Below are 21,384 nucleotides of genomic sequence, written 5' to 3'. Positions count from 1 at the left end.
GGATTTTTGAATGGCACAGCAACAAAATCCGTACTATGGAACAGGTTTTTATCAACCATCTGGAACTTATGTCCAACCGCAACAAATGACTCAACAACAGCAGCAAGCAATGCAACAACAAACAGCTCAAGCTGCGCAGGCTCAATATGCAATTTCTCAAGGCATGTTACCTCTAGAGCAATCCTATATTGAAAATATCCTTCGTTTAAACAAAGGTAAGCAAGCTACAGTTGTAATGACTTATGAACGTGGCAGTTCCCTTGGTACACAATCTTATACAGGTATTATTGAAGCAGCTGGCCGTGACCATATCGTTATTAGTGAACCGCAATCAGGAAAACGCTATTTACTATTAATGATCTACTTAGATTACGTAGAATTTCCAGAAGAAATTACGTATTTACCTAGTCAACAAGCAACTTATACTCCAAGACCATAAAAAAAGCTGGCAAATGCCAGCTTTTGTTTTTTATAATCCTTTTACAACTGCAGTCCCTACTAGAATCCATGCCACAATAAACGCTACACCACCAAGAGGTGTAATTGGACCAAAGAACTTAATGCCTGTCGTACTTAATGCGTACAAACTACCTGAGAACATAATAATCCCAGCTACCATTAGCCAACCAGCAGTAGTTAAAAGTGATGATTGAACCTTATCCATCAATAAAGCAACTACGAATAGTCCACCTGCATGAAACATTTGATATGTAACGCCTGTTTTCCAAACTTCTAACATTTTCGCAGAAATTTTATTTTCTAAACCGTGTGCTCCAAAAGCTCCCAACGCAACAGATAACCCCGCTGCAATACAACCTAGTAAAAAGAAAATCTTCATCTTAATTCCCCTTTTTTACTTTTATCATAAGCAATTTTTTCATATAAGCCAAACGATTTAATCCTTAAAAATCAAATAAAGAATTACCATTTGCACCTTCTTCTTTAATATACACAGGTTCTCCAGACACTGGCATAACTGGTTGAACTGTCGTTATATGCTGCGATCCAATTACTTGCGATTGAATTTGCGGCTCCCTATACGTAGAAGTTTCAACCTGTTCATCTAATAGTAAATCGCATAAAGCACGCACAACTAATAAATGATCTTTTGATTTTTGTCCTTCACTACTCTTTGCCTTTGCAATTTCATTCGCCATTTTATTTAAAATCTTATCGCTCGATATTTGCATTCCTTATCACCTCGTACTTTGTAGTTCTTTCTCAAATTGCCTCAGCTTCTCTACTGAACCAAATACTATTATCATATCATGTTCTTGCAGTTTTTCCTGCCCCGTTGGATTATGTATAATATCCCCATTTCTCAAAATCGCTAATATCGTTACATCAAACTGATTCCTCACATCACTCTCTAGTAACGATTTACCAACTAATATTGAATCTTTTCCAACTAAAATTTCTTCAATGACAAATGACTGTTCTATCCCATACAGCACTGTATCAATATAATGAACTGTTAATGGATTCGCAATACCTTTTGCAATATGAATTCCTGCCATACTGGATGGATTAATAACTTTATTTGCACCCGCACGCCTTAATTTCTCTTCAGTTTCTGGTTTTTCAGCTCTAGCCACAATTTTAATTGCATCGTTTAATCCTCTTGCTGTTAATGTAATAAATACATTTTCGGCATCATTTGCAACAATAGCAACTAAACCAGCCGCTTTTGAAATTCCAGCATGATGTAAAACTTGATCCTCCGTTGCATCTCCATGTATATACAAAAGCTTTTCCTTCTCTAATATACTTTCATCTTTATCGACAACAACAAATGGAATTTTCTTTTCTTGCAATTCATGTACAACTTGAAGCCCCACTCTACCGCAACCACATACTATAATATGATTTTTCAACTGCGCTATTTGTTTATCCATCTTCTTCCTCCGTACTGCATGAAATAAATTCCCTTCAATAATCATAGCTGCCACTACCCCAATTGCATACGTAACAATACCTACACCAACAGGAATAATAAGGAGCGCAAATACTTTCCCTGCTTGCGTTACAGGAACGGCATCTCCGTATCCAACAGTCAATACAGTAATCATCGTCATCCAAAATGCTTGAAACAAACTAATCTCTTCAATTGTCATAAATCCTATCGTTCCTAGAATTACAACAAAAGTCATACATATAACTGCTATCCATAATTGCTTACGTGCATTCATACCGTGTTTCAACTCTTTTCTCTATCTACAATCTTTGCCAGTGGAAATAAAATACGTATATACTAGATACGGAATCTATGAAAGAGGTTGATATAATGAAAACATTTCTTTCCGCCTTACAATGGGCACTATTTATTTTAGCTGGAAGCCTTATTGTACCAATTAGTGTCGCAACTAGTTATGGTCTTGATGGCGCTGAAGCTATCGCATTCGTACAAAGAACATTATTTGTTCTTGGCTTTGCTGGTCTCTTGCAAGCTATATTTGGGCATAAACTTCCTATTCAAGAAGGTCCTGCTGGCCTTTGGTGGGGAATTTTCTCCCTTTACGCAAGTTTAGGCGTCGTATTATTTGGATCAAGCAATGAGACACTTAAAGTTCTTCAATACGCTTTCTTATTAAGCGGTATTATTTGTATTATTCTTAGCGTTTTTGGACTTATTGATAAACTCGTTCGCTATTTTACACCAACAGTCATTGGAACGTATTTATTTCTTCTTGTCGCGCAACTCAGTGGCTCCTTCTTAAAAGGAATGTTTGGCCTTGATGGACAACATACAGAAGTACAACCTAACGTATTTATCCTTTCACTCATTGTTATTTTACTATCCTTTTTCATCATGAAGCTACCTATTATTGGACAATATTCCGTTCTTTTCAGTATCGTATGCGGCTGGATATTATTCGCATGCTTCGGATTATCTAATCCAATAACACCCGTGACAGACATAATCCGTTTTCCGTCCTTATTTGTTTTCGGCATGCCTCGTGTTGAATGGAACATGGTAATTACGGTCATATTTGTTACACTCTTACTTCTAACAAATATGTTAGCAAGTATTCGCGTTGTACAAAAGGTTGTCTCTAAATATGAAGAAAATGCTGCATCAGATCGTTTTAAACAAGCCGGCATTATAACAGGAATCAATCAATTGCTAGGCGGCCTGTTTTCAGCTATTGGACCTGTCGCTATTTCTGGATCAGCAGGTTTTATTGCAACGACTAATATTTATAAACGTCTCCCTTTTATATTAGGGTCAAGCTTTATTATTGTCGTTAGTATATTCCCAAAGATTACTTCATTCTTTGCAGCAATTCCTGTTGCAGTTGGTTATGCCGCTATTTATCCTGTATTCGCAAGCATGATTGGCCTCGCCTTTAGAGAATACGAAACTGTCCAGGATAAAGAACGATTATTTAAAGTAGCCGGTCTTTCAATCTTCACAGGAGTCGGAGTTATGTTTGTTCCAGCAGGAGCATATTCCACACTTCCACCATTTCTAGCATCGTTTTTAAGTAACGGTCTCGTTCTTGGATCTGTAATGGCCATTTTGCTAGAAATACTATTTTCTCGTTCCACAGCAAAACAAATATCGTAAATTGGAAAACTTCCATTATTGCACTCTACCTTTAGAGTTGTTACGATAAAATCAAACTTGAATCATTGGGGTTTTATCCATCCCCAATGATTATTAACCGATATTATGAGCAACACACTCATAATGATTTATCTACTTCTTTTCAAAGAGGTTTGATGTCTTACTATTATTCCTCAACATCTTCATGAACATGTATTTTGATTTCAATTAAAGAAAGGAATTTTCTATATGACTTATAAAATGATTGTTTTAGATTTAGATGATACTTTATTACGTGATGACCATACTATTTCACCTCGTACGAAAGAAGCGTTAATGACTGCACAAAAGCAAGGGGTAAAGGTTGTACTTGCTTCTGGACGTCCAACGTTTGGTATGCGCAATGTAGCCAAAGAACTTCGCTTAGAAGAATACGGCAGTTTCATTCTATCTTTTAATGGCGCAAAAATTATTAACTGTAAAACAAACGAAGAAATCTTTAGTAGTACACTATCTCCTGAAATCGTTCACAACTTATTTGAAATTAGTAAAACTGAAGATGTATGGATTCATACTTATATGGGCGATGATATCGTAACAGAAGAAAATAATCCTTATACTGAAATTGAGGGCGATATTACTGGTATGCCAATTGTTATAGTAGATGACTTTAAAGCCGCAGTTAAAGAGCCTGTAGTAAAAGTATTAATGAATAAAGAAGCTGAACGCCTTGTTGAAGTTGAAAAGAAACTACAAAAACAACTAGAAGGCCAATTAAGCGTGATGCGTTCGAAACCATTCTTCTTAGAATTTACTGAAGCCGGTGTTACAAAAGGAACGAGCTTAAACAAACTGATTCAAAAGCTTGGCATTAAGCGTGAAGAAGTTATCGCAATGGGCGATAGCTATAACGACCAAGCAATGATTGAATTTGCTGGTCTTGGCGTTGCAATGGGCAATGCACCTGATGATATTAAAGAAATTGCAAACTACGTAACAGATACAAATATGAACGATGGTGTTGCAAAAGTTGTAGAGAAATTCGTTTTAAAAACGGATGTACTTGTTTAATATTTTCATTCACAAAACCTATTTGAAGTCAAATACTTCAAATAGGTTTTTATTTAAATTCTCATGCTTTTGTGACTATATTTTGAACTTTGCACTATTCTCGTAGTGTAAACTTTCTTTTTGTATATAATGAAACAAAATAGACTATTTTATTTTGATAAAGAATACAAATTTACTATATACAAGCATACGTTAAAGGAGGCCACTTTATGTTATCTACACCAATCGGACGATTAAGAGCAATTGGACTAGTTGAGGGTATTTCTTTCCTATTACTATTATTTGTAGCAATGCCATTGAAATATTTCGCAGGATTTGCAACAGCTGTTAAAATTACAGGCATGGCTCATGGTGTTCTGTTTATTCTATTCATCTTTGCAGTAATTCAAGTAACAATCGTACACCGTAAATCAATTTTATGGGCACTTGGAGCATTCGTTTCATCAGTTATCCCATTTGGTACTTTTGTACTAGATGCAAAATTAAAGAACGAACAACAATAATAAAAAGGTAGTTAACGACTGTTAACTACCTTTTCTATTTATAAATTTGGAATTTCCCAATCAATTTCTCTTTCTCCCATATTAGCTAAAATCGTATTTACTTTAGAGTATGGCTTACTACCAAAGAAACCACGTCTTGCCGATAATGGGCTTGGATGTACAGATTCGATAATATGATGATTCGGATTCGTAATTAACTTCTTCTTCGCCTGCGCATGGCGCCCCCACAATATGAAAATAACTGGCTTTTCACGTTCGTTCAACAGTTCAATCACACGATCTGTGAAGTGCTCCCATCCTTTTCCCTTATGAGAATTTGCTTCGCCTTGACGAACTGTTAATACGGTATTTAGTAGTAATACTCCTTGTTCCGCCCATTTTACTAAATAACCGTTATTCGGGATTTCATAACCATATTCATCTCGAAGTTCTTTATACATATTTAACAATGACGGTGGTGTTTTAACATCAGGTTGTACAGAAAAACTTAAACCATGCGCTTGATTCGGTCCATGATATGGATCTTGTCCTAAAATAACAACCTTTGTATTTTCATAACTTGTATACTGAAGAGCGTTAAAAATATCTTCTACCTTCGGATAAACAACATGCGTGCTGTACTCTTCTGTCAAAAAACTGGATAGAGTACGATAATACTCTTTCTCAAATTCTGGTGCCAATAATGGTCCCCAATCATTCTTTAAAACATTTTCCATACTGTCACTTCCTGTCTAATTAATTCAACATATCCTGTTTTGTAAATACTACGAACGAAATAATAAGGGAAACAACTGCCCAAACAGTTAAATTCATCAAAGAAAATCCCATTGATAAGCCTTGTAACGCAGGTAATTTTCCTGATAAATAATCCGTTAATGATAAATTCACACTAAAAATATATTTCGCGCCTTCCCAAGATGTTGCGAACGAGCTTAAGATACCGCCTGCAATTAATGCAGCTAGCATAACGCCCATACCAGCTGGTGTATTACGAATTAAAACAGAGACCATAAATGATATAGTTCCGACAACGATAGCAACAAACCAGGCTAGTCCATACGCCATTAAGATGTATTGCCACTGCGGAATAAGATGCACAAAGTTCGTATTTAACGTTTCCTTATCAATGACGAATCCTGTTAAAACAGGTAAATTCCATCCCGAGTACCCAAATACAAGCCCTGATAATATGTAAGCAAACAAACCTACAAGAAACAGTATGAGCGAAATGAAAAATAACATCGTCACGTATTTACTAAGGAGTATTTTCCAGCGCCGAATCGGCCGCGTAAGTAACATCTTCATCGTCCCATCACTTCGTTCTCCTGAAACGATATCAATAGCGACAATCATTACGAGAAGCGGAATAAATAATGTAATTCCTTGTTCAATAAATGCTCTGACAAAAGTCGGTGCACCCGGTGCCATCGGGTTAATATCATGATCTAAATAATATTGTTGTTGCTCAACTCTTACCTTTAACCAATCACGCCATTCTTCTGGCAACCTAGAATTGTTCAACCGGTTCTGAGAATCAACAATTTGCTGTTGCAATGAAACCTTCCAATCAGTTGTACCGAGTCTTTTTTGTGTCGTTTCTATTTCACGATACTGCGCGTACACAAAAAGCGGGATCAAGATTGCTAAAATAAGCATGACAACAAAAATACGTTTCTTACGGTAAATCTTTTCTGATTCATTTAAAACTAGATTCGCAAATTCACGCATGCTGCTCACCCCTTGTGAGTTCAATAAATAAATCTTCTAGCGTAAATACAAGCTCCTTAACGCTATGTACATCTATTTCATTTTCTACAAATTTTTTATTCCAACTACTTATAGATGCAATATCCATGCGGCATAGTAATCGCTCGCCTTTTACACTCACTTCTCTTATTTCCTCGGCCGCTTCTAGCATATCTTTCGCCTTAGAAATTGGTGTAACAATCCATTCTACACGATCACTTGCTGTTTTAATTAATTCTTCAACCTTGGCAACTGTTATCATCTTTCCTTTATGAATAATAGCAACGCGATCGCATATCATTTGCACTTCACTTAGCAAGTGACTTGAAATAAACACGCTCATATTTTCTTCTTTCACAAGCTTATGTATAAATTCCCTAAGTTCTCTAATCCCAGCTGGATCTAAACCATTCGTTGGCTCATCTAATATAAGCAATTTAGGATTCCCAAGGAGCGCCTGTGCAATTCCAAGGCGTTGTTTCATACCAAGTGAGTACGTTTTTACCTTGTCATGAATTCTTTCATCTAAATGAACCATTTCAGCAATTTCAATAATACGTTCATCTGATATATCACCTAACATACGAGCAAATTGCTTTAAATTTTCCCATCCTGTTAAATATGTATACAACTCTGGGTTTTCAACGATACTCCCAATTTGACGCATCGCTTCTCTGAAATTTTCCTTAATCGAATAACCACCGATAGAAATCTTACCTTCTGTCGCCTTAATCAATCCGACTAACATTCGAATGGTAGTCGTCTTTCCAGCACCATTTGGTCCTAAGAACCCGAACACTTCTCCTTGCTTTACATCAAAGGAAATATTCTCTACAAGAGTCTTCTTTCCAATTACCTTCTTCAAGTCTCGTACGGAAAGTATCGTCGTCATTTTAACCCTCCTTGTTCTAGTTTTAATTTACTTACAACATTTTGAACTAAACGTTCTGCCATATACGTATAACCTACTTCGTTCGGATGAAAATGATCAGAGTATAATAAATCTTTCCCGCGGTTTTGGAATAAATCAAATGTCGGTGTAATATACACATTTTTATCGTTTAGCGCTAACTTCTCTAAAGATGCATTCCAGTCCACAACAATGTTTGAAGACCCTTTTAAATCTTCTACATCTTCAAAAGGATTGTATAAACCAAGCCAAAAAATCGGACTATCTGTATTTAATTTACGAATTTCTTCTATAATTTTCTTTGCTTCATTTTGAAACGTTTCTGTGTCAGGACGATACGTCTCTAAATCTATTTTCCCAAGCGATTCCCAGCCTGGGAACAAATCATTCCCACCAATCGTTAACACGATTACATCTGCTTGCTTAATTGAATATTGAGCGCCACTACTTTCAATTTGTTTTAATAAATCGGGCATTTTTGCACCACTAACTGCTAAATTTGTTAATGCAATTTTTTGCTTATAATCTTTTTGTAAATCCTCTTTCATTCGCCCAACATAGCCAATTCCTTCTTTATCACCAACGCCACGCGTTAATGAATCACCTAAACTAACGATTTGTAACGTTCCCGTTTTCTTTTTCTCTTTTGCCACTACATCGGTCTTTTTAATTAAATTTGAAGCTTTCGGATTTAATACATCATTTACACCTGAAACAAAGCCATATGCAAATAAACAGAAAGATGCAATTGTAATGAGTAGAATTACTTTTACTACTTTTGATCTCATATCAAAACCCCTTTTAGCCCTCATAGATTGTCCATAATTATACCAAACGAAATTTTGAAAAGCGATTTTCACACCTTCTCAATTATGTCGTTTCTCTATCTACTAATTCTGGTAATAACTCTATATGCTTCACATCTAATTTCTCTTCATTAATCTTTTCATATAATAATTCAAACGCTTTCGCTCCAACGTTTTTACTAGAATGCGAAATCGTCGTTATACCCAATATATCTGCCACCTCTTGATCATCACACCCGATAATCGTAATATCCTCTGGAATACGAACTCCTTGTTTTTTTGCTTCTGTAACCATCCCCGCTGCAATATGGTTACAAGATACAAGGAACGCCGTTGGTTTTACTGACATATGAGCCCATTCTCTAATTACATTGCGTCCATCTTCCACTGTAAAACAACCCTCAAATTTCCAGGTCTCTAACGGTGTTACCATACTCTGTTGAAGCGAATCTTCATACGCCTTCTTTCGTCTTTGACTATTAACACTATTACTTCTTCCAATACAATATCCAATACGTATATGACCGGCATCTATTAAGCTTTTCATCCCACGTGAAAATACTTTGTAGTAATCGATATGGACACTTGAAATGCATTTTGAATCTATTTCTTCACACATAACAATCGGGCCGAATTTCGTATATTCTTCAAGCTTCTCCTTACTATTTGCCCGAGAACAAATAATAACCCCATCAAGCTTTTTCATTTTTAACATATTTAAAATTTCTAGTTCTCTTTCTTCGCTATAATTCGTCTGGCAAAGCATCATATTATAATTATTCTTTGCTGTCTCTTTTGATATCCCCTCGATAATAGCGCTATAATATTGATCATTTACGTGTGGCAATAAAACGCCAATTACATTCGTTTTTCCTTTCACTAAATGAATTGCATTCACGTTTTGCGTGTAATTTAATTCTTCTATAATCGCTAAAATTTCTTTTCGTTTCTGTTCATTTACGTACGGATGATTATTTAGTACACGTGAAACAGTTGAAACAGATACTCCAGCAAGTTCAGCAATCTTTCTTATATTTGTCATCTCACTTTCCCCTTCTCACAAAAATTCTCCCTTGACCTGGTAAGCTTTCCACAATATATCCTTTCCTAGCAAATACATTTAGAAAGGATATACAACTATGCTTCGATTCAAATTAGAATATATATTTTTCATTAGCGGTTTACTCATTCTTGCCATCGGTATTAATATGATGACGACAATTACTTCCTTTGGACTTAGTCCTTATGATTCCTTCTTTATTGCACTATATCAAAATTTTGGGATAAGTATTGGTTTTTGGATTTTCATGATTAACTTTGCCTTTACACTTATCGTACTCTTTTGGAATAAAAAACAAATTACAATCGGTACAATTATAACGATGGTTCTTATTTCTCTTTTTGTTGATTGGATTGATTCCATTACAACTATTATGGACGCTATCCGCTCTCTTCCAAAATATATAACACTTATTTGCGGAAATCTATTCGTTGGAGCTGGAATTGGTCTTTACGTCTCTACAAACCTTTGCGCAGCGCCTCAAGAAGCTTTCGTTTTAACGGTTGCTGAAAAGAAAAAATGGACGTTTAGAAGAACAGAGATTTCATTAGCCTTTTTATTTTTAACGTTAAGCTTTTTATTAGATGGACCTATCTATTTTGGAACAATCATCTTATCCTTTACAACAGGCTGGATTATCCAAGCATTTATTCAAATTGGTACGCAGATTTTAAATAGAAAAGAGCCTATTAAGCAAGCTGCTTAATAGGCTCTTTCTGTTTTATGGTAAGAGATACTACTTAGCATCCCCTTCAATTCGATAGTTCGCTTTCAAACAATCTATTTCTTCATACCCTTGCAACGTATGTAGAATATAATCATAATCAGCAAGCGACGCACGATGCGTTACAATTACAATTTCAGCCTTTCCTTTCTCTTCAAGCGGCATTTGAATAATTTTCTCAAAACTAACTCCGCGCTCAGAGAACAATGAAGTAATTTTTGCAAATACACCAATTTCGTCTTTTACATGAAGTCTTAAAAACTTTTTCACGACAATTTCGTCTGGCTCTTTTAATACTTTTTGATATTGTGGGACTACAGCACTATTTCCTGTTACCCCTAATCTAATATTTTGCATTACAGCAACTAGATCAGAAACAACAGCTGTCGCTGTCGGTAAACTTCCTGCACCTGGTCCATAAAACATCGTTTCTCCAACCGCTTCACCATACACATACACAGCGTTATATTCATTTTGTACCGCCGCAAGAGGATGTGTATTTGGCAGTAAAGTTGGCTCAACCGTAACCTCCAATTTTTCACCATCTCGTTTTGCAAGACCGATTAATTTAATTGTATAACCTAAGCTCTTACTGTATTCAATATCTTCCTCTGTAATAGAGGTAATTCCTTTTACTTTCACATCTCCAAGCTCTACATTTGTAGAGAAACCGAGAGTAGCTAAAATCGTCATTTTTCTTGCTGCATCTAAACCTTCTACGTCTGATGTTGGATCTGCTTCTGCAAATCCAAGTTGTTGGGCTTCTTTTAACACGTCGTTATATGCTCTCCCTTCGTCTGACATTTTCGTCAAAATAAAATTTGTCGTTCCATTTACAATTCCCATTACTTTGGTAATAAGATCTGAAGAAAGTCCTTCTACGATACTGCGTAAAATTGGAATTCCCCCTGCCACACTCGCCTCATAGAATAAATCAGCCTTATTATCTTTTGCTGTCGCTAATAATTCAGCTCCATGTAATGCCATTAAGTCTTTATTTGCAGTTACAACATGCTTTCCGCTTTTTAAGGCTTGTAAAATATATGATTTTGCATCATCAATGCCACCCATCACTTCGATGACAACATCAATATTTGGATTATCTAAAATTTCATTTGCATCTTGTGTTAATAGAGTAGAAGGTACCTCTACCTCTCTCTCTTTCTCAATGTTTTGCACTAATACTTTCGTTACCTTCACTGGACAACCTACTTGGTGTATGAGTCGTTCTTGATGATCCGTAATAATACGAACTACCCCACTACCAACTGTCCCAAGACCTAATAACCCAACTTGAATTTCTTTCATAGTACTGTCCACCCCTCAAAAATTGTGTTTAGATGAAATTATATGAGTAAAAAATCTGAAAAACAATGTATTTTGAACATTCGGAAAAATATAAGTTAATCTTTACAAGGAAAACGTTGCCACGTGTTACACAATCTTTCTTTACAATATATAAGGGGTTTCTTGATACACGTAATAATTCAACCAATTAGAAAACAATAAATTACCATGACTCCTCCACCTAACAAGCGGCTTTTCATCTGGATTATTATGTTTAAAATAGTTTTTTGGCACATCAATATTTAATCCCTTGTCACGATCTCGTTCGTATTCTTGTTTTAACGTCTCACAACTATATTCGCTATGTCCGAGGGCAAACACTTGCCTTCCTTCTGGCCCAATAACAAGGTGAACACCTGCTTCTTCAGAGTTTGCTAACAATGTTAATTCTTTCACTCCTCTAATATCATTCTCTCGTACTTCTGTATGACGAGAATGCGGAGCAAAAAACAATTCATCAAATCCTTGTAACAGTTTCACATGTTGCTCGCAAACCTCATGTTCAAATACACCAAACATTTTTTCCTTAAGGGGATACTTTGGAACACCATAATGATAGTACAAGCCAGCCTGTGCTCCCCAGCAAATATGGAGCGTAGATGTTACATTCGTTTTTGAATACTCCATAATATGTTTAAGCTCTTCCCAATAATCTACCTCTTCAAAAGCAAGGGTCTCCACTGGCGCTCCTGTAATAATGAGCCCATCAAATTTTTCATTTTCAATATCACGAAACGTTTTATAAAAGCTCGTTAAATGGTCCTGCGCTACATTACGAGATAGATGTGATTCCATATGAAGCAAATGAACATCTAATTGTAACGGTGTGTTTCCAATTAAACGGAGTAATTGCGCCTCTGTGTCTTGCTTCGTTGGCATTAAATTTAATATAGCAATTTTTAAAGCGCGTATATCTTGTGTTTCCGCTCGCTCCTTCGTCATTACAAAAATATTTTCTTTTTGTAACACTTTGCGAGCCGGTAAATCTTTATCAATTATGATCGGCATGTGTTTTGCCTCCAACTAGAGCTGCTTCCAAATCTGCAATAATATCAGAAACATCTTCTATACCAACCGATAAACGAATTAAATCAGATGTAACACCAGCTAAACGCTGATCTTCAGCATTTAATTGTCTATGCGTCGTACTAGCAGGATGTATAACGCAAGTTCGTGCATCAGCTACGTGCGTTACAAGAGTTGCTAGTTTTACATTTGCGATAAATTCTTTTGCTGCTTCTAATCCGCCTTTAATACCGAAAGTTAAAACACCACTAGCACCTTTTTTCAAGTACTGTTGTGCCAATGAGTAATTTTCATTACTATCTAAGCCCGGATAATTCACCCATTCAACACGTTCATGATTAGCAAGCCACTTAGCAACTGCAAGAGCATTTTCACTATGACGTTCCATTCGTAAATGCAATGTTTCTAAGCCAATATTGCTAATATATGCATTGAATGGGCTCATACAATTCCCATAATCTCTTAATAGCTGAACACGTGCTTTCACAATATATGCTGCTGCACCAAAGTTTTGAACGTAACTTACACCGTGATAACTTGGATCTGGTTCAACAAGTTCAGGATACTTCCCATTTGTCCAATCAAAGTTTCCACCGTCAATTACAATACCGCCTAAGGAGCTCGCATGCCCATCGATATATTTAGTCGTAGAATGAACAATAATATTTGCCCCATGTTCAAAGGCCTGGCATAAATAAGGAGTTGCTAATGTATTATCAACGATAAAAGGTACCTCTAATTCTTTAGCGGCAGCTGAAAATTCTTTAAAATTTAAAACATTCATCGCTGGATTTCCTAACGATTCTGCATAGATAAGTTTCGTCTTGTCATTAGCAAGCGCCGTAATTTCATCTGCCGTTAAATTTGGATTAAAGAACGTAACATCAATACCCAGTTTACGCAAACTCACTCCAAATAAATTAAACGTTCCCCCGTAAACCGTTGAAGAACAAAGTAAATGATCCCCACTACTACAAATATTTAAAACCGCGAGCATAATAGCTGCTTGCCCAGAAGCCGTTGCAACAGCTCCTACACCGCCTTCTAAATCTGATAACTTCTGCTCAAATGCGGCTAGAGTAGGGTTTCCAATACGCGTATAAATATATCCTTCTGCCTCTAAGTTAAATAGAGCTGCTAAATCATCCGAAGTATCGTATTTATACGTTGTGCTTTGATAAAGTGGTAAAACACGTGGTTCACCATTCTTTGGCGTATAGCCACCTTGCACACAAATCGTTCCTTTTCCCCATGATTCTCCCATCTCTCATTCTCCTTTCTTTTATACAAAATAAAAAACTGCCCCTTTCCTGAAAACAAGAAAGGAGCAGTTTGAAAACACGCTCTAAAGGCTCTTTCTTATCTCTCAGGATTACTACCTGCAGGATTTGGCACAATTCCGTTATACGGCTGTTGCCAAGGTTTCATCGGGCCTGTCCCTCCACCTTTTCTTGATAAGACTATGCAATTACCGTTGATTTTATAGCAATAATTTCCTAATGTCAAACTGTTTTTCTGAATGTTCTAAAATAAATGTTAACAGTTTCATATAAAGCAACAAAAGAAATATATTCTAGTCTATTTCAAAAAAGACCTTTAAAAACCTCAAATCAGTCTATAAAATTAAATAAGTAATTTAACCTATAAATTCAAATTCCCCTAAAGTTAGCCTATATGTTGAATAGGCCATCTTCTCAAAAAGATACTATATATATTCAATCCATTTTTCACTAGTATATTTCACTTTTTTACCTACTAAGATTTACATAACGGAGGTATAACATGACAAATAAAAAAGATATGCAGTACATACTTGCTCTATATGGCATTCTTCTAGGATCTATAGTAGGAGCTACAGTCTGGTTATTTTTAGTCACAATAAATATTGGAATCCACTTTATTTGGGGATACTTGCCTGAAGTTCTCTCTTCTCCCGCTTATTACACCCTTTACGTAACAATAATTGGCGGGGTCCTCGTTGGTCTATCACAAAAATATTTCGGTACATATCCACGCCTTATGCCTGAAGTGATGACTGAATATAAAAAAACTGGTCGAATCGAATATCGCTTTGTCCATCAGGCTACTTTAACAGCGATTATTGTTTTAATTTTCGGAGCTAGTCTTGGTCCAGAAGCCGCACTAGTTGGAATTATAGGCGGACTGTGCACATGGGTAGGGGATCGCTTTAAATTTGCCTTAAAGGGTATGAATGAGCTAACCGAGATTGGAATTGGCGCTACTTTAAGTGTCATTTTTAACGCACCATTATTCGGTTATTTAGCACCGAATGAAAATGAGGGGGAACAAATTGCTGCTTTTTCTAAAGGAAAAAAGGCGATTGTATACTTAGCTACTACTTTCGCAGGTTTTTCTGTTTATTTACTACTGAGTAAACTCGATAATCGTGGATCCTTTATTGTTGATTTCGGGGAAGGTGCACTTTCTTTCAATGAATGGATCGCATTTCTTCCACTTGCTAGTATCGGTGCTATAGTTGGTTGCTTTTATTTCAAGTTAGAATTCACATTAGAGAAGTTAATTCACCCTTTTAGGGAATACAAGCTGACACTCGGAATTATCGGTGGTATTTTATTAGGAATTGCAGGAACTTTTCTTCCGTACACATTATTTTCAGGGGAACATCAATTAAAAGAGTTAGTTGTTGAATGGAGCCATTTATCTTTTTGGATACTACTTCTTTCAGGGATTTTAAAGTTGTGTATTACTGCCGTTTGTTTGAACACAGGGTGGCGAGGTGGACATATCTTCCCAATTATATTTTCTGGGTCAAGTATCGGATACGCTGTAGCATCTATTCTTCCTATAGATCCAGTAGCATCTGTTGCCATCGTAACGACAGCAATTTCGAGCTATGCGTTACGAAAGCCAATAGCTATAACATTACTATTACTTATGTTTTTCCCGCTTAATTTACTATTGCCAATGCTTGGTGCAGCTGCTATCGGGAATGCCTTTCCACTCCCAAAACATAACGAAAATACAAATTAACAAAAATAGACATTGGAGACGAAAGCTCCAATGTCTATTTTTTATTACACATGCTGCTTTAATAACGCTTCTAACTCCTCAAAATTATGCACTTCATATGTCGGTATAATCCCACTATCATTTAATTTCCTTTCTGGATTAAACCAACAAGTATCAATTCCCGCTACATATCCACCTTTAATATCCGCGCTTAATGAATCCCCAATAATCAGCCCTTCTTCAGGTGCAAAGTTAGGAATCCGTTCAAAAACATAATCAAAATACTCTTTCATCGGCTTTTGAAAACCTGTATCTTCCGAAACAAAAACATCTTTAAACAATGAATGTAACCCTGCATTACGCAAACGTTTATCTTGCGTCTTAGAAACACCATTTGTCACTATATACAACTCATACTCCCCTTGAATTTGATTTATAAATTCAAACGCACCTTGCATGAGTTGATTTCCTTCTTCTAAGTAGTTACGGTAATTATTTTCGAATAATATTCCGTCTACTTCTTCTCCATACTCTTTAAACAACAGAGAGAATCGTGTATTTACAACTTCATTGCGTGATAGTTCACCTTTTTCAAAAGTATCCCAAAGACCTTTATTTATTTTTTTATAACGAGCCTCTATCTCGTCTGTTAAAGGGATTCCCTTCTCTTCAAAAAGCACCCGTAAAGCCACTTTTTCAGCCTTTTGGAAATCTAATAATGTATCATCTACATCAAATAGCAATGTTTTATATTTTTTCATAAACTCATCACACTCTCTTTTCTACAAAAACAAATTTACATAAATCGTATCATTCCTTCTTGTAAAGATAATAGGAGATATCTCATACTATAAATAGGGGTGAAAATATGAAAATCAGCAAAAATGAGGAAGAAATTTATCAATACATGCAAATCCATCAATTCCATACCCTATTTTCATTTCATGTCTTGCCATATGTAGAGCTACATTCATTTCAAACGAAAGAGATGATATGTAGCGAAGGAAATACTCTCCCTTATCTCTATTACTTAATTTCTGGGAAGGCAAAAATATATATGAGTCATAAAAACGGGAAGGTTTCATCAATTAATTTTATTCAAGCACCATCTTTTATCGGGGAATTAGGATTAATAGGAGTAGAAAATATTACTAAGTCCGTTGAAGTACTAGAAGATTGTGTTTGTTTGGCACTTCCTCTTAAAGATTGTCAGCAACTTTTATTACAAGATGCAACGTTTTTACAGCACTTATGTAAATTTATTGGAGAAAAGACAATTACTCGCACTGAAAATTACGCAAAAAACTATAGTTATCCTTTTGAAAATCGATTAGCTGCTTTTATTTTATTAACAGAGCAAAATAATTGTTATATAGAAAAGCATACCGAGGCCTCGGAATATTTAAATGTCAGCTACCGTCATCTTTTATATGTATTAAATCAGTTTTGCCAACAAAATTACTTAAAAAAAGACGGAAGAACCTATTACATACGAGATCGAATTCAATTAAAAAAACTTGCTGATGAACTAAAAATATAAAAAAACAGCATTAACGTTTACATGTTAATGCTGCCTTTTCGAGTGACGATTATAATTTTAATTAAAATTTACTTGCTACTTTAGCTGCTTCTTCAAGACCTGCAGAAATGATTTCTTCTGCTTTATCTGGGAATTGGTTATGTCCTTCAATAATTACTGTTTCCATGTTTGTTGCGCCGAAGAAGCCCATCATACTTGCTACATATTTAACAGCCATTTCTACCTCAGCTGCTGGACCTTCTGAATATACGCCGCCTCGTGCATTTAATAATGCAATCTTCTTATCACCGATTAGGCCAACTGGACCCTCTGGCGTATATTTAAACGTTTTACCAGCACGGTTTAAATAATCAATATATGTGTGTAACACTGCTGGAATCGTTAAGTTCCATAATGGGAAGCCGAAAACAACTTTATCAGCTTCTAGGAATTGATTTAAATACTTATCAGCAACTGCTACTGCTTTTGCCTCTTCTTCTGTTAAATCAAATCCTTTACCTGCCTTGAATGTACCATTGATCATGTCTACACCTACATATGGTAATTCTTCTTTATATAAATCCAGTTCTACTACTGTATCATTTGGGTGTGCTTCTTTATAGTTTGCTAAAAATGCCTCATATAATTTTACACTAACTGCTTGTTCCGCTGGACGGTTGTTTGCTTTAACGAATAAAACTGTTGCCATTATTTCTTCCTCCTAGTACTCACTCTTATGTTGTTATATGCTTTCAAAAAAGGTATCCCTTGTAATTGTTGTTTTGTTGCTTACAATCATATTTTATCTTTATATAAAGACAATTTCGTCCTCACATAGACGTATTTTTCCATAAAAAAAGTCCACCTTCTAAAGGCGAACTTGGTCTTACGACTTTCGTCTTATACAATTCCATTTTTCACTGCATATAATGCCGCTTGCGTACGATCAGATAAATTCAACTTGCTCAAAATGCTACTTACATGCGCCTTAACTGTCTTTTCTGTAATAACTAAAACAGATGCAATTTCCTTATTGCTCATCCCTTTTGCTAATAGTTGCAATACTTCATTTTCTCTCGCTGTTAGCACATCCACTTGAATAGAATGTTCTTCTTCCTTTTCTTCTACAGGTAATGTTTGAGAGAGAAGAGCATTTGCTATATCCGGATGTAATTGAATATTACCTTTATATGCACTTCGAATAGCCTCAACAAGCTGATCCGGTTCTACATCTTTTAAAATATACCCACTTGCTCCAGCCCTTAATGCAGGTAACACATGCGCCTGATCAGAAAAGCTAGTTAATACAATTACTTTCACATTTGGATACTCTTTTTTAATATATGCCGTCGCCTCAACACCATCCATTTCAGGCATATATAAATCCATTAATATAACATCAGGATTTGTTTCTCCTACTTTCACTAACGCTTCTTTCCCATTATTCGCTTCTCCAACTAACTCTAAATCTTCCTGTGTACTTAAGAAAAATGCTAATCCTTTTAAAACGACTGTATGATCATCAACTAACAATACTTTTATTTTCACAAACTTCCCTCATTTTCACATCATAATGGTACATTTACTTTTACGCTCGTTCGTTTATTACTACTTACAATTTTAATTGTTCCACCAGCTAATTCTACTCTTTCACGCATCGTAGTCATACCTAGTGATTTCTTTTCTTTTATATTCTTTTCCACAAAGCCCTTTCCTTGATCAACTATTTCTAATGATACATTTTTCTCATTCACTGTAAAATAAATCGTCGCTTCTTTTACACCTGCATGCTTACTTACATTGTTAAGTGCTTCTTGGCCTATGCGCCACAAAGCTTCTTCTACTACACGAGGTAAATCACGAACACCCGTAACTTGCTCCCTTATTTTCAGTCCCAAATTTTCACCGTACTGCTTTAGCGCTGGCAATAATCCTTTTTCTAATCCTGCCGGACGAAGCTGCCAAATTAATGTCCTCATTTCTTTCAAAGCTCCTTGCGCAAGTTCACGCATCTCATGCAAAGATTGATCTACCTTTTCATTTTTACCTTTTAAAACTGCCTCGGCGCCTTTTGTCATGAAGGTTAATGAAAATAATTTTTGCGAAACAGAATCATGTAAATCTCTTGCTAACCGATTTCTTTCTTCCATTCGTACAAGTTCACGGCGCTGCTCGTTTAGCCTTAAATTCTCTATTATTAACGAAACATGGTTCGATAGCGCTTGAATTACATCTATTGTATTAGCATCAAACTCTCCATTATTCAAGCTAACACATAAAACACCAAATATATGGTTTTGAATATGTATTGGTGTAGCAATATCAACTCGATTTAGATTTACATTATGTCCTATTTGATGTTTTATTAGAACTGGTTCATCTCGTTCTAACGCCTTCTTGGCCGCCTCTTTTACATCCTCTTGTAACTCTTCCTGAACGTAAGACGCTCGCAGAGATAATTCTTTTTCCTCCCTAATAAAAAGCGCTACTTGATTCCATTGAAATACTTCACCTACGTGATTTACCACCTTTTCAGGTAATACATTAAACTTATGAATCGTTTTTAAATCTTGAATGAAACGCTCTAATTTCACATAATAATGTGCTCTTCTTTTTTCATTTTCATATAATTTTGTTCGCTTTAAAGCCGTACCAATTTGGAAAGCAACCGATTGGAGTAATACTAATTCTTCTTCCGAAAAATGTGTTTTACCCGGACTTGCAACATTTAACAACCCAAATTTTTCTCCTCCAGCTTTTAAAGGAACCGTAGCATGATGAAGAATGCCCTCCGTATCTCCCCAATTATATTCAATTGCATTATTAATTCTTTTACATTCGATAATATTAACGGCTCTCTCTAATTTCCCATCTACAAAACCTCGTAAACACCAACACTCACCTTCGCACATCGGGCGTTTATTTTCATATGTAAGTGCCTCTGGTAATTGGTAATCAATCAACTTCGTATACTTCCCATTTTCATCTGCAAGAAAAATCCATCCTGTCGTTAAGCCTGTTACACTTAGTAATTTCTCTAGGACAGCTTGCAATACATGATATGTATCATTTGATGTATTTAATGTTTCTGCAATTTCCTTTAATATAACTAATTCATTTGTACGATTATCTCGAAACATACTCAGTCTCCTGCATACAAGATTTTAAATAGCTCTTAAAATAAATCATCTACTTTTCACTTTGTACTTATTCGTAACATTGATATAATGGTGAAAACATAGTTTTCATTATATCACTTGAGGGGGCTTTCATAATGACATTAAATAAAGCACTTACTATCGCTGGTTCTGACACAAGTGGCGGTGCTGGTATACAAGCAGATTTAAAAACATTCCAAGAACTTGGCGTATACGGAATGACATCTCTTACAACAATCGTAACGATGGATCCACATAACGGTTGGGCACATAACGTATTTCCAATCCCAGCTTCTACATTAAAACCACAACTAGAAACAACAATTGAAGGTGTTGGCGTAGACGCTTTAAAAACAGGTATGCTTGGATCAGTAGAAATTATTGAAATGGTTGCAGAAACAATTGAAAAGCACAATTTCAAAAATGTAGTAGTTGACCCTGTTATGGTATGTAAAGGTGCAGATGAAGCATTACATCCTGAAACGAACGATTGCTTACGTGACGTTCTTGTGCCAAAGGCATTAGTTGTAACGCCAAACTTATTTGAAGCTTACCAATTAAGCGGTGTGAAAATTAATTCTCTTGAGGACATGAAAGAAGCAGCGAAGAAAATCCACGCTTTAGGTGCCAAATACGTACTAATTAAAGGCGGAAGCAAGCTTGGTACGGAAACTGCAATCGACGTCCTATATGATGGAGAAACATTCGAACTTCTAGAATCAGAAAAAATCGATACAACCAATACACACGGTGCAGGTTGTACATATTCTGCTGCAATTACAGCAGAACTTGCAAAAGGAAAACCTGTGAAAGAAGCAGTAAAAACTGCTAAAGAATTCATCACAGCTGCTATTCGTTACTCATTCAAAATTAACGAATACGTAGGTCCAACTCACCATGGTGCATATCGTAAATTCGTTGTATCAAAAGAACTTGTCTAATATATAAATAAAAACACTCACAAGTCTCATACATT

Annotated in this window: 23 protein-coding genes and 1 riboswitch; of the genes, 8 read left to right on the top strand and 15 right to left on the bottom strand. The window is 35.8% G+C overall.

Translation table 11 applies throughout. From position 1 onward, the window contains the following. Window positions 1–10: 10 nt before the first annotated feature. The gene (gerQ, locus tag ACTJJY_RS10910; protein ID WP_000068652.1) at window positions 11–439 is read left to right on the top strand and encodes a spore coat protein GerQ; all 429 of its coding nucleotides are present in this window, start codon (window positions 11–13) and stop codon (window positions 437–439) included. Between the two features lie 30 nt (window positions 440–469). On the opposite strand, the gene ACTJJY_RS10905 is transcribed toward gerQ, so the two are convergent. The 3 genes from ACTJJY_RS10905 to ACTJJY_RS10895 all read right to left on the bottom strand — a co-directional run bounded on the left by ACTJJY_RS10905 (window position 470) and on the right by ACTJJY_RS10895 (window position 2,189). Then, on the bottom strand, window positions 470–838 hold the full coding sequence (locus ACTJJY_RS10905) for a DUF423 domain-containing protein (protein WP_000688315.1): 369 nt from the start codon (window positions 836–838) through the stop codon (window positions 470–472). A 64-nt stretch (window positions 839–902) separates the two neighbouring features. After that, window positions 903–1,190 (bottom strand): YwdI family protein, encoded by a 288-nt coding sequence (locus ACTJJY_RS10900; RefSeq protein WP_440605500.1) that lies wholly within the window; start codon window positions 1,188–1,190, stop codon window positions 903–905. A gap of 6 nt (window positions 1,191–1,196) precedes the next feature. Further along, window positions 1,197–2,189 (bottom strand): potassium channel family protein, encoded by a 993-nt coding sequence (locus ACTJJY_RS10895; RefSeq protein ID WP_440605499.1) that lies wholly within the window; start codon window positions 2,187–2,189, stop codon window positions 1,197–1,199. A 95-nt stretch (window positions 2,190–2,284) separates the two neighbouring features. On the opposite strand from ACTJJY_RS10895, the gene ACTJJY_RS10890 reads away from it, so the two are divergent. From ACTJJY_RS10890 to ACTJJY_RS10880, 3 genes are all read left to right on the top strand, one after another. Continuing rightward, a complete protein-coding gene (locus tag ACTJJY_RS10890) occupies window positions 2,285–3,568 on the top strand; it encodes a purine/pyrimidine permease (RefSeq protein WP_440605498.1) in 1,284 nt (427 codons plus the stop codon). A gap of 228 nt (window positions 3,569–3,796) precedes the next feature. After that, window positions 3,797–4,618, top strand: a complete 822-nt coding sequence (locus tag ACTJJY_RS10885; RefSeq protein WP_440605497.1) for a Cof-type HAD-IIB family hydrolase — start codon at window positions 3,797–3,799, stop codon at window positions 4,616–4,618. A gap of 209 nt (window positions 4,619–4,827) precedes the next feature. Continuing rightward, window positions 4,828–5,121, top strand: a complete 294-nt coding sequence (locus ACTJJY_RS10880) for a DUF3817 domain-containing protein (protein ID WP_000953396.1) — start codon at window positions 4,828–4,830, stop codon at window positions 5,119–5,121. 38 nt (window positions 5,122–5,159) lie between these two features. On the opposite strand, the gene ACTJJY_RS10875 is transcribed toward ACTJJY_RS10880, so the two are convergent. Genes ACTJJY_RS10875 through ACTJJY_RS10855 form a run of 5 tightly spaced genes read right to left on the bottom strand, consistent with a single transcriptional unit; the run spans window position 5,160 to window position 9,625 of the window. Next, window positions 5,160–5,837 carry a uracil-DNA glycosylase gene (locus ACTJJY_RS10875; RefSeq protein WP_063549195.1) on the bottom strand — a complete coding sequence of 226 codons (678 nt, stop codon included), beginning with the start codon at window positions 5,835–5,837 and terminating at the stop codon, window positions 5,160–5,162. A 19-nt stretch (window positions 5,838–5,856) separates the two neighbouring features. Then, window positions 5,857–6,849, bottom strand: a complete 993-nt coding sequence (locus ACTJJY_RS10870; protein WP_023523591.1) for an ABC transporter permease subunit — start codon at window positions 6,847–6,849, stop codon at window positions 5,857–5,859. Next, window positions 6,842–7,759: an ABC transporter ATP-binding protein gene (locus ACTJJY_RS10865; RefSeq protein ID WP_000207708.1), complete on the bottom strand. Its 918-nt coding sequence runs from the start codon at window positions 7,757–7,759 to the stop codon at window positions 6,842–6,844. Before ACTJJY_RS10865 ends, ACTJJY_RS10870 begins: the two co-directional genes overlap by 8 nt. Then, window positions 7,756–8,637, bottom strand: coding sequence for an SGNH/GDSL hydrolase family protein (locus ACTJJY_RS10860; RefSeq protein WP_440605496.1), 882 nt, complete (start codon window positions 8,635–8,637; stop codon window positions 7,756–7,758). The genes ACTJJY_RS10865 and ACTJJY_RS10860 overlap by 4 nt, the downstream gene beginning before the upstream one ends. Before the next feature lie 10 nt (window positions 8,638–8,647). Beyond that, window positions 8,648–9,625 carry a LacI family DNA-binding transcriptional regulator gene (locus ACTJJY_RS10855; RefSeq protein WP_440605495.1) on the bottom strand — a complete coding sequence of 326 codons (978 nt, stop codon included), beginning with the start codon at window positions 9,623–9,625 and terminating at the stop codon, window positions 8,648–8,650. Window positions 9,626–9,722: 97 nt separating this feature from the next. Between ACTJJY_RS10855 and ACTJJY_RS10850 the strand changes: the two genes are divergently transcribed. Further along, a complete protein-coding gene (locus ACTJJY_RS10850; RefSeq protein ID WP_440605494.1) occupies window positions 9,723–10,349 on the top strand; it encodes a YczE/YyaS/YitT family protein in 627 nt (208 codons plus the stop codon). 30 nt (window positions 10,350–10,379) lie between these two features. Here ACTJJY_RS10850 and ACTJJY_RS10845 read toward each other — a convergent pair whose 3' ends face one another. From ACTJJY_RS10845 to ACTJJY_RS10835, 3 genes are all read right to left on the bottom strand, one after another. After that, window positions 10,380–11,675, bottom strand: a complete 1,296-nt coding sequence (locus ACTJJY_RS10845) for a homoserine dehydrogenase (protein WP_000659109.1) — start codon at window positions 11,673–11,675, stop codon at window positions 10,380–10,382. A 141-nt stretch (window positions 11,676–11,816) separates the two neighbouring features. After that, entirely contained in the window at window positions 11,817–12,722 is a 906-nt protein-coding gene (gene metA, locus ACTJJY_RS10840) for a homoserine O-acetyltransferase MetA (RefSeq protein WP_440605493.1), read from the bottom strand. After that, window positions 12,706–14,004, bottom strand: a complete 1,299-nt coding sequence (locus ACTJJY_RS10835) for a bifunctional O-acetylhomoserine aminocarboxypropyltransferase/cysteine synthase (RefSeq protein WP_440605492.1) — start codon at window positions 14,002–14,004, stop codon at window positions 12,706–12,708. Before ACTJJY_RS10835 ends, metA begins: the two co-directional genes overlap by 17 nt. Before the next feature lie 92 nt (window positions 14,005–14,096). Next, a riboswitch (SAM riboswitch) is annotated at window positions 14,097–14,201 on the bottom strand. A gap of 321 nt (window positions 14,202–14,522) precedes the next feature. Between ACTJJY_RS10835 and ACTJJY_RS10830 the strand changes: the two genes are divergently transcribed. Further along, complete coding sequence (locus tag ACTJJY_RS10830; RefSeq protein ID WP_440605491.1) at window positions 14,523–15,752, top strand: chloride channel protein; 1,230 nt, start codon at window positions 14,523–14,525, stop codon at window positions 15,750–15,752. A gap of 44 nt (window positions 15,753–15,796) precedes the next feature. Here the strand turns inward: ACTJJY_RS10830 and ACTJJY_RS10825 are convergent, their stop codons facing one another. Further along, entirely contained in the window at window positions 15,797–16,492 is a 696-nt protein-coding gene (locus tag ACTJJY_RS10825; protein WP_440605490.1) for a YjjG family noncanonical pyrimidine nucleotidase, read from the bottom strand. Window positions 16,493–16,599: 107 nt separating this feature from the next. On the opposite strand from ACTJJY_RS10825, the gene ACTJJY_RS10820 reads away from it, so the two are divergent. Further along, window positions 16,600–17,271, top strand: coding sequence for a transcriptional regulator YeiL (locus ACTJJY_RS10820; protein WP_440605489.1), 672 nt, complete (start codon window positions 16,600–16,602; stop codon window positions 17,269–17,271). A 61-nt stretch (window positions 17,272–17,332) separates the two neighbouring features. Here the strand turns inward: ACTJJY_RS10820 and ACTJJY_RS10815 are convergent, their stop codons facing one another. The 3 genes from ACTJJY_RS10815 to ACTJJY_RS10805 all read right to left on the bottom strand — a co-directional run bounded on the left by ACTJJY_RS10815 (window position 17,333) and on the right by ACTJJY_RS10805 (window position 20,390). Then, window positions 17,333–17,959, bottom strand: a complete 627-nt coding sequence (locus ACTJJY_RS10815; protein ID WP_440605488.1) for an FMN-dependent NADH-azoreductase — start codon at window positions 17,957–17,959, stop codon at window positions 17,333–17,335. A 191-nt stretch (window positions 17,960–18,150) separates the two neighbouring features. Next, window positions 18,151–18,798, bottom strand: coding sequence for a response regulator (locus tag ACTJJY_RS10810; protein ID WP_000695798.1), 648 nt, complete (start codon window positions 18,796–18,798; stop codon window positions 18,151–18,153). A gap of 20 nt (window positions 18,799–18,818) precedes the next feature. Continuing rightward, a complete protein-coding gene (locus tag ACTJJY_RS10805) occupies window positions 18,819–20,390 on the bottom strand; it encodes a sensor histidine kinase (protein WP_440605487.1) in 1,572 nt (523 codons plus the stop codon). 134 nt (window positions 20,391–20,524) lie between these two features. Between ACTJJY_RS10805 and pdxK the strand changes: the two genes are divergently transcribed. Next, window positions 20,525–21,349 (top strand): pyridoxine/pyridoxal/pyridoxamine kinase, encoded by an 825-nt coding sequence (gene pdxK / locus ACTJJY_RS10800; protein ID WP_000174259.1) that lies wholly within the window; start codon window positions 20,525–20,527, stop codon window positions 21,347–21,349. Window positions 21,350–21,384 lie beyond the last annotated feature (35 nt).

The organism is Bacillus sp. 22475 (assembly GCF_052044835.1).
GTDB classification, from domain to species: Bacteria; Bacillota; Bacilli; order Bacillales; family Bacillaceae_G; genus Bacillus_A; species Bacillus_A cereus.
Note: the sequence above shows the minus strand (reverse complement) of the source record. Positions and strands in the feature narration are given on the sequence as shown.

Bases quoted from the DNA above. Each gene is read 5' to 3' on its own strand.
- gerQ (WP_000068652.1), top strand. From the start codon at position 11: ATGGCACAGCAACAAAATCCGTACTATGGAACAGGTTTTTATCAACCA.
- ACTJJY_RS10905 (WP_000688315.1), bottom strand. From the start codon at position 838: ATGAAGATTTTCTTTTTACTAGGTTGTATTGCAGCGGGGTTATCTGTT.
- ACTJJY_RS10900 (WP_440605500.1), bottom strand. From the start codon at position 1,190: ATGCAAATATCGAGCGATAAGATTTTAAATAAAATGGCGAATGAAATT.
- ACTJJY_RS10895 (WP_440605499.1), bottom strand. From the start codon at position 2,189: ATGAATGCACGTAAGCAATTATGGATAGCAGTTATATGTATGACTTTT.
- ACTJJY_RS10890 (WP_440605498.1), top strand. From the start codon at position 2,285: ATGAAAACATTTCTTTCCGCCTTACAATGGGCACTATTTATTTTAGCT.
- ACTJJY_RS10885 (WP_440605497.1), top strand. From the start codon at position 3,797: ATGACTTATAAAATGATTGTTTTAGATTTAGATGATACTTTATTACGT.
- ACTJJY_RS10880 (WP_000953396.1), top strand. From the start codon at position 4,828: ATGTTATCTACACCAATCGGACGATTAAGAGCAATTGGACTAGTTGAG.
- ACTJJY_RS10875 (WP_063549195.1), bottom strand. From the start codon at position 5,837: ATGGAAAATGTTTTAAAGAATGATTGGGGACCATTATTGGCACCAGAA.
- ACTJJY_RS10870 (WP_023523591.1), bottom strand. From the start codon at position 6,849: ATGCGTGAATTTGCGAATCTAGTTTTAAATGAATCAGAAAAGATTTAC.
- ACTJJY_RS10865 (WP_000207708.1), bottom strand. From the start codon at position 7,759: ATGACGACGATACTTTCCGTACGAGACTTGAAGAAGGTAATTGGAAAG.
- ACTJJY_RS10855 (WP_440605495.1), bottom strand. From the start codon at position 9,625: ATGACAAATATAAGAAAGATTGCTGAACTTGCTGGAGTATCTGTTTCA.
- ACTJJY_RS10850 (WP_440605494.1), top strand. From the start codon at position 9,723: ATGCTTCGATTCAAATTAGAATATATATTTTTCATTAGCGGTTTACTC.
- ACTJJY_RS10845 (WP_000659109.1), bottom strand. From the start codon at position 11,675: ATGAAAGAAATTCAAGTTGGGTTATTAGGTCTTGGGACAGTTGGTAGT.
- metA (WP_440605493.1), bottom strand. From the start codon at position 12,722: ATGCCGATCATAATTGATAAAGATTTACCGGCTCGCAAAGTGTTACAA.
- ACTJJY_RS10835 (WP_440605492.1), bottom strand. From the start codon at position 14,004: ATGGGAGAATCATGGGGAAAAGGAACGATTTGTGTGCAAGGTGGCTAT.
- ACTJJY_RS10830 (WP_440605491.1), top strand. From the start codon at position 14,523: ATGACAAATAAAAAAGATATGCAGTACATACTTGCTCTATATGGCATT.
- ACTJJY_RS10825 (WP_440605490.1), bottom strand. From the start codon at position 16,492: ATGAAAAAATATAAAACATTGCTATTTGATGTAGATGATACATTATTA.
- ACTJJY_RS10820 (WP_440605489.1), top strand. From the start codon at position 16,600: ATGAAAATCAGCAAAAATGAGGAAGAAATTTATCAATACATGCAAATC.
- ACTJJY_RS10815 (WP_440605488.1), bottom strand. From the start codon at position 17,959: ATGGCAACAGTTTTATTCGTTAAAGCAAACAACCGTCCAGCGGAACAA.
- ACTJJY_RS10805 (WP_440605487.1), bottom strand. From the start codon at position 20,390: ATGTTTCGAGATAATCGTACAAATGAATTAGTTATATTAAAGGAAATT.
- pdxK (WP_000174259.1), top strand. From the start codon at position 20,525: ATGACATTAAATAAAGCACTTACTATCGCTGGTTCTGACACAAGTGGC.